Genomic DNA, 13,960 nt, shown 5'->3' on the forward strand with positions numbered 1-13,960 from the left:
CTTATAGTTTTATCTGTAAGCCGATCACAAATGTTCTCAGCGTGGGAAAATTTCGGGTTGCGGCAGAGCTGCTACCACCGGTTTCTGGGTCCAGTAGCGGGATCTCTTTGTTCCAAAAGGTTATCGCATTCTGCACCTGACCGTAGATACTGAAGGTTTTTATGCCTATGGATTTCAATACCCGCTCGGGCAATTGATAGGAAAGGGCAATGTTTTTGATCCGCAGGTAGGAAGTGTCAAATATATTGCCTGATGACCCTGTTAGGTTGAAATCAAATACTGTGGTTGCCTTTGGGAAGCTTCCTGCGCCACCTGGCTCTCTCCAGCGGTCCGCTGCAATGGCAAAGTTGTTATAGGTGAAGTTCCCCGGGGTATAAAGTAAGCTCCCCGTTCCCTGCTGGCTGACAAACTGTGCAAGAATGTCCAGGCTAAGATTTCCTATCACAAACGAATTGGAAAGGCCCCCGAAGAAATCTGGTGTTGTTTTTCCAAGCGTATGGTTTTGATAGGGCGTAGCGGAAGGATTTCCATTCTGATCTGCGTAGACAGCCTTGCCGGTCTTTGGATCTGGTCCCAGATACCAGTATCCCCGGATCCGGGTAATATCATAGCCAAGCTCATATTGTGCTGCGTAGCTAGAAGTTGCGAAATTCTCAAAGGATTCCAGCTTGTTCCGGGGTAGGGTAAGGTTAAAGCTGCTGTTCCATCTAAATCCTTTTTTGGAAATGAGCTTGGCCTCCAGTGCCAGTTCCAAACCACTGTTGCGAACTACGGCCGGCAGGTTAGCTTGATAGCTCGAGAAGCCAGTCATCTGCGGGAGCGTATAATTAACCAGTTGGTCAGCGCTGCGGTTGAGATAGTAATCAGCTGATAAGAAAACCCTATCAGAAAAAAATCCCAGTTCCAGCGCGATATCAAACTTTTTGGTGGTCTCCCATTTGAAATCTGTATTGCTGATACGGCTGGGGCGGATAATGGCCTGGTCCTGATATAAAGCCGTACCAGGACTGCTGTAGGTCGAGGCAAACTGATAATCCTGAATTTGGTCGTTCCCGGTACTCCCGTAACTCGCCCGGAGCTTACCGTGGCTCAAAAAAGGAAGCAGCGTTTTGATGTACTTTAGCTCTGAGAAAATCCAAGCCGCACCGATCGAACCGAAATTACCGTAGCGGTTTCCTGGTCCAAACCTTGAAGATCCATCGCGGCGAAAAGTTGCGTTCAATAGGTAAGTCCCCGAAAAACTATAGGTTCCCCTTGCAAAAACTGAGGCAAACCGGTAAGGCAGATCGATGCTATATCTGCTATCGATTGTTCCTGCAGAAGCCAGATCCTCCATCAATGATTCTACTCGATAATTTCCTGCCTGGATAACCTGGTTTTTTGACTTTCGGTATTGCAGGGTTCCGCCAGCCAGCAGGGTAAATTTAGATCTACCACTGTACAGCTGATACTCTGCCTGTGGTTCTGTGATATAGGAAAAGGAGTTCGATTTTCCGAAATCGGTATAATTAGCCGCGCCCGGCCGCAGTGAGCTACTGGGGAAGATTAACGTCTGCTCATTTGTATTTCCGCTATAGCCTCCTGATAATTTTAGACTTAACCCTTTAGCAGCCTGGTACAGTAGGGTAAGGGAAGTTACGGTATTGTCGACGCGGGAACGGTTTCTCGCATTCAGCATCGCATCAAAGTTTCCCAGGAACCAATTGTAGCTACCGTCGGCGAGATAAAGTGGATAATTCGGTGCTAACAGGAATGAAGAATTAATTCCAGCGGTTGGGTTGGCCATGTCGTTATCCTGCATTCCAATCTGACTGGAGGCTGCAAATCTCAGCCGTCCGTCTTCAGATTGGTGATTGATCTGCAGGTGTAAACTGCTACGCTGAAATTTATTCTCTCCTGCAAGCACAGTACCTTCCCTATGATGGCTAACATTTGCCGAAAATGTGGTCGTTCCCTTCCCCCCTGAAACCCGTGCCTGCACTTCGCTGAATCCCGCAGTTTTTCCGAATATCCCATCAACCCAGTTTTGCTCTACGTTTTGGCTCCACACTGTCAGGTCCGGAGCGTAGTTCGGGGAAAGCGGGTCGGCAGTGGGGATAAGACCATCGTTAGCGTATGCCTCGCGTCGCATTAGGAGGTACTGTTCAAAGGTGAGTAAAGATGGCTTTTGGGAGACTGTGTTGACACCACTAAGTACATTGATATCGATAGAGGTGTTTCCTGAGGCTCCCTTTTTTGTAGTAATCATCACGACGCCATTAGCACCCCTGCTTCCGTAAATTGCAGTGGCATCAGCATCTTTTAGTATCGAAACCGATTCGATATCAGCGGGATTGATCGTGCTTATAGGGCTAAAGGTTCCAGCGATGCTGTTCTGTACCATAATCGTTCCTGATTGGTTAGCGGGGCTGTTGTCGAAAGGTATCCCATCAATAACGTAAAGCGGACTGGTGCCTGATGTTATAGAGCCCTTTCCACGGATTTGAATATTGATATTCCCTCCGGGTAGACCATTGCTTGTCTGCACAAATACACCGGGCATCCTTCCTGAAAGGGCGGAAAGTACATTGGTCACAGGCTGATCCGCGATCTGTTTGGCTGAAATGGAGGCCACGCTTCCGGTGTTAAGTTTTTTAGTGGTCTCCCCGTAGCCGATCACCACAACTTCCTCAAGCTCTCCCTTCTCTTCTTTGAGGATGATATTAATTTCGGGGCCGGGATTTTTAAAAGAAATTTCAGCAGTCCTATAACCGGTGTAACTAATCTGCAGTATGCCTTCTTTGAGTGCTGTGGTCAAAGTGAATCTGCCGTCGTTGTCTGTAGATGTGATGGATGAGCTGTTTTTTATGCGCACGGTCGCTCCGGGCAGCGGGGAATCCGGCGGTCCGATGGATACCTTCCCCTGTATGGTCCCGGTCTGTGCGTAGCCTTTGAGGACAAAGCATAGCATGGCCAGGACGATGAACAATCGTGAATTTTTCATGTCTGTTTATATGGTTAGTAAAATGATATGGCCATGGTTAGTGGCTAGGCAAAAAGCCAGAGCGGTTCCACCGTTGGAAATTCATTAACCGTAAGAATAGGTTTCCCCGCCTGGCAATAGGTTATTCCGGGGGACAGATGATTAGGATAAGGGAATATTTGGTCCGGGTGAGCATGTCTAGGTTAGCTGTTGGGTTTCTCGGCAAGTTGAAATACAAAGCCCTGGCTCTTAACCATTATAAAAGATATTTCGTCTTTTGAGGCAGGGCTTCATTTTCTCTATACCGGATTTTTCGGCTTAAGTGCGAACATTCGATCAAAGGGACAATTACGGGGAGAAGGGAAAATCAGATGTCCCGCAAAGGGCGTAGGAGCTCCATTGCGGACGCAACACTTAGCAAGATTACTGATTTTTAGATTTTCCATTGCCCGTATATTTTCAACGAGTCTTAGGTTAAAGAGCTATAGCGGGCTCTATTAACCGCCTTGCTAGGCTTTCGACGGCCCATGAAACGGAATTACAATAGAGCCCATAGCGCTATAGCGTGTACGAAAATACACAAAATATCGCCATAGGCATTAATCTATTGCCTCGTTCATTTGCATTTGTCGAAATTTAGCAAGCGAGACTCTTTAATACCTTAATTATTAATCAAATATAACGAATGTTGTGTTATAACACAACATTTAAAAAGAATTTTTCTGAGAACTTTCTCGAAAGTAAAGAGTATGAACGATGATTCCTCAGAAATTTTATTAGCATTTGGTCGAAATCTAGAACAAATAAAAAAAAACAAAAAGATGTCCTATAGGCAGATTGCTGCGAAATGTGATTTAGAGCATAGTGACATAAAGAGATATGTCGATGGAAAAATTAATCCCACATTGCTTTCCCTCGTTCAGTTATCAAGAGCCTTAGATATTTCTATTTCAGAATTAGTTAGTTTTGATGAACTTGAACTAGAGAACTAAATTAGAATTAATGTAGCGGTAAAACTGCAAATGATGCACAATCACACTGGACTAGATGATCTATCATATCGCAAGTGTCAGGACAAGTCGTTCCAATCTCTTCTTATTCCTATAAAATTGCTCTATTAATCAAAGCTTCCCTATAGATGCTTGATAGAACCTGATTCTTTGATAGAGAATCTCAAGTGAATACCCCTTCCGATAGAAAGCCTGGAGTACCTTTCTATCCATCAGCATTATTTCACGAGTCACGTCATTGAATGAATTTGTATTCGAGAAATCATTTCACTTGTTCTGCCTGGTAGTCATATAAGCGAGTTTGAATCGGTCAAAGCCATTTACCATCTGCCACCATTCCCAAAACTTCCAAGGTTTTATAGTGAATGTCCTAAATAAAACATCCTGTTTAATTTGCTTTTTATCTCGAATAAAATCCTTAAACATCGCTTTCGCAACCGTGAAGTTTTGTCCTGTACCCGGTTGTTCTGTGAAAGAAAAGCTCCCATCATAATTTTGGTAATGATAGTTCTCTCCTATAAAGTAATACACGGGTGGGAGGTTACTGATTACAATTATGAAGATTGCTATCAAGAGAATTTTTTTTGATTTTTTCATAGTGTTTCTATTTGCATTCACCTTTGCTGGCAGCCATTTGGCCTCCGCTTTCGTTAATATCAAGATTCGGATTATTTAATTTTTGCTCTCTCAAAGCACTTGCCATTCCCGCCGGCGTCATGGCCAACCCTGCGCCCCCAGGTCCTGAGAGACCTATCTGAGTAGTTGGGTCTGGTAAAGAAATTCCACCCGCTTTACCCGCATTATAAACAAATGCAGTACAATTGAAGTCTGTGAAATGATAATCGGTTGGTGGATTGCTAATATAATCAATCACATTTTGAAAACTTTCAGCAGAAACAAAGTAAGTTGAACTCATATTATATTCAAGGTAGCCGTTGTTCAAAATTTGTGATTTCGAAGAAAGTTTGTCCAGACCTGTTCCTGTTGGGTAGAAGCCGATTGTCTGAGTTATGGTCGAATTTCCAGCGCTTTTGGTCAATGAAATGGCGACATGGCCAAAGCTGTTAGCTCCTACGTTGAAAGATGTTCCGGGTTGCGGTTCCACTACGTAAACTCTCACCACAAATGCCGCATTAGGACTAGTAATCTGGGAAAAACAGTCCATCATCTTTTTTGGATTTACGACGTTATTGTATTCTCCTGGAAGGTTGGAGGGAGCTGGAGGTGCAGAAGAACCGGTCTGTCCTCCTGCACCTCCGCCTGTGCCGCGTCCCGGATAGTCGCCCCCAACACCATCATAACCTCCGCCGCCTGATCCTCCATAGCTATCGTAAAAACTGGTGAAGCAGATCTGGGTAGAGTGAATGGTCAGATCCCCGTTCGCATCGACATAACTGTCCTGTACCCAGTGACAGGACTGGGTGGCCATTAGCCTCATCACTTTTCCCTGCGCATTATTGAATGTGTTGTTATGGCCGATACCCTTACTGCCATTTTTGAGGATTTCTGATTCAGTGAGTTGTTTGATATTGCCCACTTGTTTTCCTCCGCTGTAAAGCCTTCCGCCTTTTAAGCGGTAATTCAGATCATATTCAAATACTCTTCCTGTAAATGTCTCCGGGGTACTTTTCTGATGTTGCTGCAAATAGATTGCCTCAGGGACGACTTCCAGGATTCGTGCATATATTTTCTGGTTTTCTGGATTCCTGATGATAGATAGTTCTCTGTATCCCTGTTTATAGTTCTGGTAGACAGGCTGACCTTCAAGCGGGATTACCCAACGTTTTCCATTTGCCCTGGCAGTGCTCCAGTCGATTTTTAGATTGTTGATACCTGAGGAATCACTGAGGCGTTTGGATTCCACGTAGGTTTTAGCTTCTTCAATGCTAAGTGCCGGGGAAGAACTGAGCGCTGTTGCTGGTTGATCTTCACTTTCGGACTGGTCTTTTGTGCAGGCCGACGTTACTATTATTAAGAATAGTAAAATGACATTTTTCATTTTCATAGGGCCTTGGTTGGGAAAAAGTCGGGGTTAGTATTGGACTGGTTTTGTGACTGGAAGCACAACTTAGCCTGTCGAGAGCGAACCCGGCTCAGAGTTTCGCGGCTTATTCCTAAGTAACTGGCGATGTTGGTCAGGGTTGTCTGTTGCTCGATTTCCGGATGTCTTTCCATGAGCTGTCTGTACCTTAGTTCGGGCGTCTGGGTCCTGAGGAAGATGGCACGTTCTTCACTTAGTATGTAGTATTTTTCGGTAAATATCCTGCCTAACAGATTGCCCTGGGGAAAGTCCGCGTAGTAGGCATTTAGCTCATTCCATGTAAGTGATTGCAGCTTGCTATCCTGCAGTACCTCAATGTATTCGTGCGCGGGTTTCTGGGTGAAAAAACTGTATACTGATATCATCAGGTCTCCTTTTCCCATAAACCAGGTCGTGCATTCTTTGCCGGAGTTGTCGATGAAATAGGCTCTTAAGAATCCTTGACGGATGAAGTAGAGTCTTCTGGAGGTTTCACCCGGACGCAATAGTACCTGCTTTTTGGAGAATTCCTGGATAAGCGCCTCTTTTTTTACGCGCTCCTGTAATGGCTGGGGCAGGGGCACAATAAAGCCCAATGTTTCCAGAAGGTCGGCCTCTACGTTTTTATTATTTCTCATTCACTGTCGATTGTGATCGAAATCAAACCTTCGCAGCTTTAAGTAGACTAATATTGTCCTGTCGGAAATGGATACAATTGTGTAACGCTAAAACTACTTGTTTTATTGTGTGGTATCGGATGTTTTGTCTGTTTCATCATCTTCATTATTGCTGCTCAGTATAATCTAACCTAAATCTTATTGCTATGAAGCTGAAAAAACTATCAGAAAAGCTGCATGGGCAGCTACTACAGGACTTGCCCGAAATTGAAGAAATCAGTGATGGACTGGAACGCCTCAGGGCTGGTTTGGCGCTTGTCCAGAAGGCGCTTGGAACTTTGCGGATTGAACTTGCCAGAATGGGATTTTCGGGTGATGCGGAGGAGATCGATTTTTTCAAAACAGGAAAGCCCAGGATTTATTCGATGCTCATTTTTTTGACTGAACGTTATGCCATCGAAAACAATATGCCGCGATTTGATAAAGGGAAGCAACAGGCTTACCTGGAATCTCAACTGGTCTTCATCGAACGGTTTTTCCGTCAGAATTCTTTTCTGTATGAGTATTACCGGCTGGGGGCAAGCGATCTGGATAATCAGTATTTTATCCGATCACACGCTGCGCATCCTGCGGGATATGCAGAGGTGCCGGATGTTGATCCGTCTTTTTCAACTGTGGCGGATTACCTGTTTTCCAAGTTTATCGCATATGAGCGGCTATTGGTATACCTGAAAGATAGCATCCAAATGCATTCCGGAGCCGCTGGTCCGGGTAGTGATCAGGCAAAAAAGCTGCGCTGGACGGGGGAGGCGGTGAATATCGTTGAGCTGGTTTACGGGGTTTATGAAACTGCCCAGGTTAACGAGGGTAAGATTACGCTCAGCGAGTTGATGGAATTTTTTGGGCAGACTTTCCAGGTGAATGTATCCAGCTATTTTAAGCGCTTTGCCGATATCAAGCGGCGCAAAAGCATGAGCAAGACCCGCTACCTGGATGAAATGCAAAAACTGGTGGCCAAGCGTATCGAGGACAGTGATGTCTGGATCCCTGAAGATCAGCGCTCGCGGTATGGTTATTAGTCCTGAAGGTTTTTTGAATCAATCGTACGGTATTACGTGCGTAGTACTGCAAAGGCGAGCGCTTGTATTCCCAATTTTGTCTTCCGGGAGCTCGCAATGCAGCGGCTGCCCTCAAAATAAAATGTTATGTTAAAGTTATTCTCCTGGACGCATTTCTTAGTCCTTTATGCATCACTCAGTGCCCTGTGGTACTGCGGCGTTTATCTTATTTCTTTTAGGAAGGTCCGTTTTCCGGGAGATGGCCATCGCGCAGGTCCGCCTGTATCTTTTCAGGATAGTGTAAACAGCGGTCAGGGTTATGAAACCGAGGTGCCGGAGGTGATGGGTAAAGCCAGGCTCACGGAAGGCCTTGAAGTGCTGAGCATGAGCTCGATCAGCTTTTCAGTGGGGGAGGAAGATTCCAGGGCTGAGCAGATTGGCTTGGTGGCGGATGTGCTGGAAGAAATTAAAGAAATATTTGCAATCCTGGCCAAAGAGGATGGAACCAAGCAGGATTTCTTTGCGATGTCCGGGATGATCAGCGAGAAGTACGGGCGTATCGGGTCCAGCCCCAATATCGGCCGGATCAATGAATATATCCGTGAGCATGCGCCTTTTGCGGTCACTTTGGAAGAACTCGAAAATTTATGGGATTAATCATTCATGCTAAAGCTATTACGATGAGATATAACTGGATTAAAAGCGGCAGAAAAAATGTGCCGCTCAAAACGAAAAAAATTAACCGGGTCTTGCTGATCCTCCTTCTAACCGTTCCGGCTTTTGCTCTGGCCCAGGATGGTAATGCGGGGATACAGGAAGCAACGAATAAGGTTAAAGGGTATTTTGATACCGGGTGTGACCTGATGTATGCTATCGGGGCCGTTGTAGGGATTATCGGGGCGATCAAGGTGTTCAATAAATGGAATGCCGGGGAGTCCGATACCAATAAAGTTGCTGCGGCCTGGTTTGGGAGCTGTATATTTTTAGTGGTGGTGGCTACGGTGTTAAAGTCTTTTTTTGGGATCTAGTTATGGCCAGCCTTTTTCAGATCAATAAGGGGGTATCTAAACCCATTGTATTCAAAGGGCTTAAAGCGCAGTACATTGCCTACCTGGCCATTGGGCTGGTGCTGCTGTTACTCGCCTTTGCTATCCTTTATATATCCGGACTGGGCCTGCTGGTTTTATTGCCGGTGATCATTATTCTGGGGAGCGCACTCTTTGTGCTCACTTTTCGCCTGAGCCGCCGCTTTGGCGAGCATGGGCTGATGAAGTTTTTCGCAAAAAGGGCCTTGCCCCGATACTTGCGTTTTTCTTCGAGAAGGATCTTCACCGGTCTGAAATATCCTGTAAACCATTTTAAATAATGCTACCATCATGACTGAAGCCGTAAACATACTGCCTGTTTATAAAATCGAACACGATTTCATTTTATCTTTTCAGGGGGATATCACCATTGCTTACCAGGCTACTTTGCCGGAAATATTTTCGCTTGCCGACCGCGATTATGACAGCTATCACCAGGCCTGGGTAAAGGCGATTAGGGTATTGCCCCAGCACAGCATCTTTCACAAGCAGGACTGGTTTTTATCCGAAACCTTTCGTGCGGACTTTGACCGCGCGGGAACCGACTTTCTTTCCCGGGCCAGTGAACGCTTTTTTAATGCCCGCCCCAGCACCGTTCACAGCTGCTATATTTTCCTGACTTTCAAGGCTGCGGGCAGAAAGGATTCCAGTTCCGCCAGCTCCGGGCTGTTGCGCAAAAGCCTTGTTCCGCCTCAAACCATCAATCCTACCATAGTAGGTGATTTCCTGGATAAAGCCGGGCAGTTCCGCCGGATCCTGGAAGACTCGGGATTTGTTCAGCTTAACAGGCTGGACAATGATGCCCTTGCCGGAACTTCCAATAAAGCGGGTATACTAGAACGGTATTGTTTTTTGCTCGGTGAGCAGGATATGCCCATTATCAGGGATATCCATATTCGCGATGAAATACGCGTGGGTGAAAAACAGCTGGAAATTTATACTCTTTCGGATCTGGCTGAACTGCCCGCTTTCTGCGGGAGCCGCATCAATTATGAGCCTTACTCCACAGACCGCTCGAAATTCAGTATAGGTTTTGCCAGCCCGCTGGGGCAGTTGCTGGATTGTAACCACATCTTCAACCAGTATGTGTTTATCGGCGACACGCAAAAGACGGTTAAGCGGCTGGAAGCCAAAAAACTTCGCCTGCAGTCCCTTTCCGGCTATTCGCGTGAAAATGCCATTTCCCGGGATGCGGTGAATGATTTTTTAAATGAAGCGGTGGCTTTAGGTCGATTGCCGGTCAAATCCCACCTGAACGTTATGGCCTGGTCTGATACCTCTGCTGCCCAGCTGGACATTAAGAATAAGGTGGGCTCAGCCATGGCTGCAATGGATGCGGTAGCCAAGCGCGAAACAGATGGCCAGGCGCAGATCTGGTTTGCTGGCCTGCCTGGCAATGAAGCTGATTTTCCGATGAATGACACCTTTGATACCTTTTTAGAGCAGGCGGCCTGTTTTCTTAACCTGGAAAGCCATTACCGGGATTCCCGATCGGCTTTTGGTATGCGCCTGGGCGAACGATTATCCGGCAGGCCGATACACGTGGATATATCCGATGAACCCATGTTTAAGGGCTTCACTACCAACCGGAACAAGTTTATTCTCGGGCCTTCGGGATCGGGGAAATCCTTTTTCACCAACCACATGGTCAGAAGTTACTATGAGCAGGGCACGCACGTATTGCTGGTGGATGTCGGGCACAGCTATAAAGGGTTGTGCGAACTGCTGGATGGTTACTATTTTACCTACAGTGAATCCAGCCCGATTGCTTTTAACCCCTTTTACCTGGCCCCGGGAGATTCACTGGATACTGAAAAAAAGGAATCGATTAAAACCTTGCTGCTGGCCTTGTCCAAAAAAGAAGGAGAGACTTTTACCCGCCCGGAATATGTGGGCTTTTCAAATAGTTTGACCTTGTATTTTAAGCACCTGGAATCCCATCCCGATATTTTTCCCTGCTTTAATTCCTTCTATGAGTTTCTCTCGGGTGAATACCTCAGGGTACTGGAGGAAAATAATGTCCGGGAAAAGCATTTCGATATCAACAGCTTTTTATATGTGCTCAGGCCTTACTACAGGGGCGGGGAATTTGATTACCTGCTCAATGCGACCAGCCAGCTGGATTTACTCTCTGAGCGCTTTATCGTTTTTGAGCTGGATGCGATCAAAGACCATCCTATACTTTTTCCCGCCGTTACGCTCATCATCATGGAAGTATTCATTTCTAAAATGAGAAAGCTTAAAGGAATTCGCAAGATGATCCTCATTGAAGAATGCTGGAAGGCTATCGCCAAAGAGGGGATGGCAGAATACATCAAGTACCTCTTCAAAACCGTCCGCAAATTCTTTGGCGAGGCGGTAGTGGTGACCCAGGAAGTCGAAGATATTATTTCCTCTCCCGTAGTGAAGCAGGCCATTATCAATAACGCGGACTGTAAAATCCTGCTTGATCAGAGCAAGTACCAGAACAGGTTTGACTGCATTCAGGAACTGTTGGGGCTGACGGAAAAAGAACGTGCACAGATCCTTTCGCTGAACCGCGCCAATGATCCCGCTAAAAAATATAAAGAGGTATTCATTTCCCTTGGTGGCCAGCACAGCCAGGTCTACCGCACCGAAGTTTCGATAGAGGAATATCTCGCCTATACAACCGAGGAAAAAGAAAAGCTTCAGGTAAGCGAATATGCGGTGCGTTTTGGCAGCATGCAAAAAGGGATCGCCGCGCTTGCCCATGAAATCAGAAATCAATCCACTAATCATTAAACCTAAAATCTATGAAAACTTACTTCAATCTTTTTACCCTCGTGCTGCTGCTGGCATGCTCCGCCTGCCAGCGGGATAAATCAAAGGCTTTCTTGCAAGGGACTTTTACCTCTTCAGCTACAGGAGAGCTGAGTACCGCGGACGATACGCTCATCGTTGAGCCCGCGGAAAACAATAACGTGCTGCTCCACCGGCGCACAGGATATAACCTGATCCGCAACGGGCAACTCGGTAAACGCCAGTATGAAAGGGAAGAATGGAACGCCATATATGACGCTTCCACCCAAACTTTAATGGAAACCCGAAAAGGAAAGCTGATCACACTTTATCCCGATTCGGGATACCTGCAGATCGGTAAAAGAAAATACGCTAAAAAATAAATTATTCCCATGAGATCTCTTCACACCGGTATCTGGCCAGGTACCACCATCAGAAACAGTTTAGCCCATCCCGCAAGAAAAGCGGGATGGCTGCTGAACAAAATTAAAAGCCTTATGAAAAGTTATATGGTAATTCTCCCGGTCAGCGCCCTGACCATCTGCGTGAGCCTGCCCAAAGGGGCCAGTGCCCAGATTGCGGTACTGGAGGTGATTAAAGCAGGGGTGAAAAAAGTCATCCGCGCAGTCGACCTTAAAGTACAGCGGCTTCAAAATGAAACCATCTGGTTGCAAAATGCCCAAAAGGTGTTGGAAAACCAGCTTTCTAAATTGAAGCTCACCGAAATTGCAGACTGGACAGATAAGCAAAAATCACTTTATCAGGAATACTATACCTCGCTTTGGAAAGTAAAATCTGCCATCACTTATTATAAACGCATCAAAGAGCTGACCACCAAACAGATCGCTATCGTGGATGAATACAAATGGGCCTTTGGGTTATTCCAGAAAGACCGGCATTTTTCAGGGGCAGAGCTTGATGAAATGCAGAAGGTATACCTGCGGATACTGGAGGAAAGCGTGAAAAATCTGGACCAGGTGTTACTGGTGGTCAATTCCTTCAAAACCCAGATGAGCGATGCCGGAAGGCTGGAAATTATCAATGCAGCGGCCGAAAAAATGGAGGAAAACTATGCGGATCTCAGGCAGTACAACGCCAGCAATATTTCCCTGAGCATACAGCGGGCAAATTCACTGGAGGAGGTAGCTAAATTAAAGGAGATTTACGATGTGCATTAAAAGAGCGGTCCTGCTGGGGGTCGTGATAGTGATGGCCTGGTCTGCCAGTCCGCTTCAGGCGCAGACCTGGCCGGAATGGTTTGCCCAGAAAAAGACCCAGAAAAAATATCTCCTGGAACAATTGGCTGCATTGAAACTCTATGCCGGATATCTCAAAAAGGGCTATGAAATTGGCTCCTCCGGGCTGGACTTGATCAAAGATGCCGGCAGGGGAGAACTGGATCTTCATGGCGCCTTCTTCAGCTCACTCAAAACGGTGAGTCCGGCCATCAAAAAGAATGTCAGGATCGCTGAGATCATCGAAATGCAGTTAGCCATTAGCAGCACTTGCGCTAGCTTTCGCCATCTAGGGAACCTGAGTGATGATAACCGGAGATACATTGATCAGGTTTCAACGGGCCTTCTAGTGGATTGCCTCAGCAATCTGGAAGATCTGCTACTGGTGATCAGCTCCGGCCGGCTGGAGCTTAGTGATGAAGAAAGGCTGTCCCGCATCGATCAGCTCTATTTGGACATGCAGCAAAAGCGAATTTTTACATCCCGGTTTTCGCTGCTCCTGCAATCTCTGGAGCGTGACAGGGCACAGGAAATCAGAGGTATCAAAGAAATGGAGGACATATATGAAAACTAGCATCTTCAGGCTTTATTTGATTGCGTTGCTGGTGTTTAGTGCCAGTATAAAAGCTTTTTCGCAATCCCACGAAGCGCAGCAGCTCATGCTGAATGTAGAAAAACTGAGCCAGCTGAAGAATATCCTTAGGGACATGAAAAAGGGATATAGGGTTCTTTCCAAAGGGTATAATATGGTGAAGGACATCTCCCAGGGGAATTATTCCCTCCATCAGGTCTTCATCGACGGGCTGATGCTGGTGAGCCCGGAAGTAAGAAAGTACCACCGCATAGGGGATATCCTCACCGCCCAGAAAGATATGGTTACCGAATACCAACTGAAACTCCGGAGCTTTAAATCCTCGGGGGTATTTATTCCCCGGGAAATGAGTTACCTCGGCAGGGTTTATGCTTCGCTGCTTTCCCAGAGCCTGTATAATCTGTATGAGCTCACGATGGTGATCACCGCCAGCACCCTGCGCATGAATGATGAGCAGCGGCTACAGGCGATTGACCGTCTGTATGAAGACAGCTCGGATAAGCTCATTTTTTTACGGTCCTTTAACAGGGATGCTGCGCTGTTAATGGAGCAGCGAAAGGCGGCAAAGGCCGATCTGCATAGTCTGGAGAACCTGCTTATTAACCACTAATCATTTTTATT

14 protein-coding genes are annotated in these 13,960 nt (G+C 46.3%); 10 read left to right on the plus strand and 4 right to left on the minus strand.

Going from position 1 to position 13,960, the window contains the following annotated elements; genetic code table 11:
- Position 1: 1 nt before the first annotated feature.
- Positions 2 to 2,983: a SusC/RagA family TonB-linked outer membrane protein gene (locus ACQY77_RS19775; RefSeq protein WP_421940599.1), complete on the minus strand. Its 2,982-nt coding sequence runs from the start codon at positions 2,981 to 2,983 to the stop codon at positions 2 to 4.
- A 728-nt stretch (positions 2,984 to 3,711) separates the two neighbouring features.
- Between ACQY77_RS19775 and ACQY77_RS19780 the strand changes: the two genes are divergently transcribed.
- Positions 3,712 to 3,954, plus strand: a complete 243-nt coding sequence (locus tag ACQY77_RS19780; RefSeq protein WP_421940598.1) for a helix-turn-helix domain-containing protein — start codon at positions 3,712 to 3,714, stop codon at positions 3,952 to 3,954.
- A gap of 285 nt (positions 3,955 to 4,239) precedes the next feature.
- Here ACQY77_RS19780 and ACQY77_RS19785 read toward each other — a convergent pair whose 3' ends face one another.
- Genes ACQY77_RS19785 through ACQY77_RS19795 form a run of 3 tightly spaced genes read right to left on the minus strand, consistent with a single transcriptional unit; the run spans position 4,240 to position 6,630 of the window.
- Positions 4,240 to 4,569, minus strand: a complete 330-nt coding sequence (locus tag ACQY77_RS19785) for a hypothetical protein (protein WP_421940597.1) — start codon at positions 4,567 to 4,569, stop codon at positions 4,240 to 4,242.
- Positions 4,570 to 4,576: 7 nt separating this feature from the next.
- On the minus strand, positions 4,577 to 5,977 hold the full coding sequence (locus ACQY77_RS19790; RefSeq protein WP_421940596.1) for a hypothetical protein: 1,401 nt from the start codon (positions 5,975 to 5,977) through the stop codon (positions 4,577 to 4,579).
- Positions 5,974 to 6,630, minus strand: a complete 657-nt coding sequence (locus ACQY77_RS19795) for a Crp/Fnr family transcriptional regulator (RefSeq protein ID WP_421940595.1) — start codon at positions 6,628 to 6,630, stop codon at positions 5,974 to 5,976. The genes ACQY77_RS19790 and ACQY77_RS19795 overlap by 4 nt, the downstream gene beginning before the upstream one ends.
- 185 nt (positions 6,631 to 6,815) lie before the next feature.
- Between ACQY77_RS19795 and ACQY77_RS19800 the strand changes: the two genes are divergently transcribed.
- From ACQY77_RS19800 to ACQY77_RS19840, 9 genes are all read left to right on the plus strand, one after another.
- Positions 6,816 to 7,688: an RteC domain-containing protein gene (locus ACQY77_RS19800; RefSeq protein WP_421940594.1), complete on the plus strand. Its 873-nt coding sequence runs from the start codon at positions 6,816 to 6,818 to the stop codon at positions 7,686 to 7,688.
- Between the two features lie 126 nt (positions 7,689 to 7,814).
- Positions 7,815 to 8,324: a hypothetical protein gene (locus ACQY77_RS19805; RefSeq protein ID WP_421940593.1), complete on the plus strand. Its 510-nt coding sequence runs from the start codon at positions 7,815 to 7,817 to the stop codon at positions 8,322 to 8,324.
- The gene (locus ACQY77_RS19810) at positions 8,315 to 8,695 is read left to right on the plus strand and encodes a DUF4134 domain-containing protein (RefSeq protein WP_421940592.1); all 381 of its coding nucleotides are present in this window, start codon (positions 8,315 to 8,317) and stop codon (positions 8,693 to 8,695) included. Before ACQY77_RS19805 ends, ACQY77_RS19810 begins: the two co-directional genes overlap by 10 nt.
- A 2-nt stretch (positions 8,696 to 8,697) precedes the next feature.
- Positions 8,698 to 9,033, plus strand: coding sequence for a DUF4133 domain-containing protein (locus ACQY77_RS19815; RefSeq protein WP_421940591.1), 336 nt, complete (start codon positions 8,698 to 8,700; stop codon positions 9,031 to 9,033).
- A gap of 10 nt (positions 9,034 to 9,043) precedes the next feature.
- Complete coding sequence (locus ACQY77_RS19820) at positions 9,044 to 11,515, plus strand: TraG family conjugative transposon ATPase (protein WP_421940590.1); 2,472 nt, start codon at positions 9,044 to 9,046, stop codon at positions 11,513 to 11,515.
- An 11-nt stretch (positions 11,516 to 11,526) separates the two neighbouring features.
- Positions 11,527 to 11,895, plus strand: a complete 369-nt coding sequence (locus tag ACQY77_RS19825) for a hypothetical protein (RefSeq protein ID WP_421940589.1) — start codon at positions 11,527 to 11,529, stop codon at positions 11,893 to 11,895.
- A gap of 9 nt (positions 11,896 to 11,904) precedes the next feature.
- Positions 11,905 to 12,690, plus strand: coding sequence for a conjugal transfer protein TraI (locus tag ACQY77_RS19830; RefSeq protein ID WP_421940588.1), 786 nt, complete (start codon positions 11,905 to 11,907; stop codon positions 12,688 to 12,690).
- Positions 12,680 to 13,321 (plus strand): hypothetical protein, encoded by a 642-nt coding sequence (locus tag ACQY77_RS19835; RefSeq protein WP_421940587.1) that lies wholly within the window; start codon positions 12,680 to 12,682, stop codon positions 13,319 to 13,321. The genes ACQY77_RS19830 and ACQY77_RS19835 overlap by 11 nt, the downstream gene beginning before the upstream one ends.
- Complete coding sequence (locus ACQY77_RS19840) at positions 13,311 to 13,949, plus strand: TerB family tellurite resistance protein (protein ID WP_421940586.1); 639 nt, start codon at positions 13,311 to 13,313, stop codon at positions 13,947 to 13,949. The genes ACQY77_RS19835 and ACQY77_RS19840 overlap by 11 nt, the downstream gene beginning before the upstream one ends.
- Positions 13,950 to 13,960 lie beyond the last annotated feature (11 nt).

Source organism: Pedobacter sp., from assembly GCF_965279535.1.
In the GTDB taxonomy this organism is placed as follows: Bacteria; Bacteroidota; Bacteroidia; order Sphingobacteriales; family Sphingobacteriaceae; genus Pedobacter.

Bases quoted from the DNA above. Each gene is read 5' to 3' on its own strand.
- ACQY77_RS19810 (WP_421940592.1), top strand. From the start codon at position 8,315: ATGGGATTAATCATTCATGCTAAAGCTATTACGATGAGATATAACTGG.
- ACQY77_RS19800 (WP_421940594.1), top strand. From the start codon at position 6,816: ATGAAGCTGAAAAAACTATCAGAAAAGCTGCATGGGCAGCTACTACAG.
- ACQY77_RS19785 (WP_421940597.1), bottom strand. From the start codon at position 4,569: ATGAAAAAATCAAAAAAAATTCTCTTGATAGCAATCTTCATAATTGTA.
- ACQY77_RS19820 (WP_421940590.1), top strand. From the start codon at position 9,044: ATGACTGAAGCCGTAAACATACTGCCTGTTTATAAAATCGAACACGAT.
- ACQY77_RS19815 (WP_421940591.1), top strand. From the start codon at position 8,698: ATGGCCAGCCTTTTTCAGATCAATAAGGGGGTATCTAAACCCATTGTA.
- ACQY77_RS19830 (WP_421940588.1), top strand. From the start codon at position 11,905: ATGAGATCTCTTCACACCGGTATCTGGCCAGGTACCACCATCAGAAAC.
- ACQY77_RS19795 (WP_421940595.1), bottom strand. From the start codon at position 6,630: ATGAGAAATAATAAAAACGTAGAGGCCGACCTTCTGGAAACATTGGGC.
- ACQY77_RS19775 (WP_421940599.1), bottom strand. From the start codon at position 2,983: ATGAAAAATTCACGATTGTTCATCGTCCTGGCCATGCTATGCTTTGTC.
- ACQY77_RS19825 (WP_421940589.1), top strand. From the start codon at position 11,527: ATGAAAACTTACTTCAATCTTTTTACCCTCGTGCTGCTGCTGGCATGC.
- ACQY77_RS19835 (WP_421940587.1), top strand. From the start codon at position 12,680: ATGTGCATTAAAAGAGCGGTCCTGCTGGGGGTCGTGATAGTGATGGCC.
- ACQY77_RS19805 (WP_421940593.1), top strand. From the start codon at position 7,815: ATGTTAAAGTTATTCTCCTGGACGCATTTCTTAGTCCTTTATGCATCA.
- ACQY77_RS19790 (WP_421940596.1), bottom strand. From the start codon at position 5,977: ATGAAAATGAAAAATGTCATTTTACTATTCTTAATAATAGTAACGTCG.
- ACQY77_RS19780 (WP_421940598.1), top strand. From the start codon at position 3,712: ATGAACGATGATTCCTCAGAAATTTTATTAGCATTTGGTCGAAATCTA.
- ACQY77_RS19840 (WP_421940586.1), top strand. From the start codon at position 13,311: ATGAAAACTAGCATCTTCAGGCTTTATTTGATTGCGTTGCTGGTGTTT.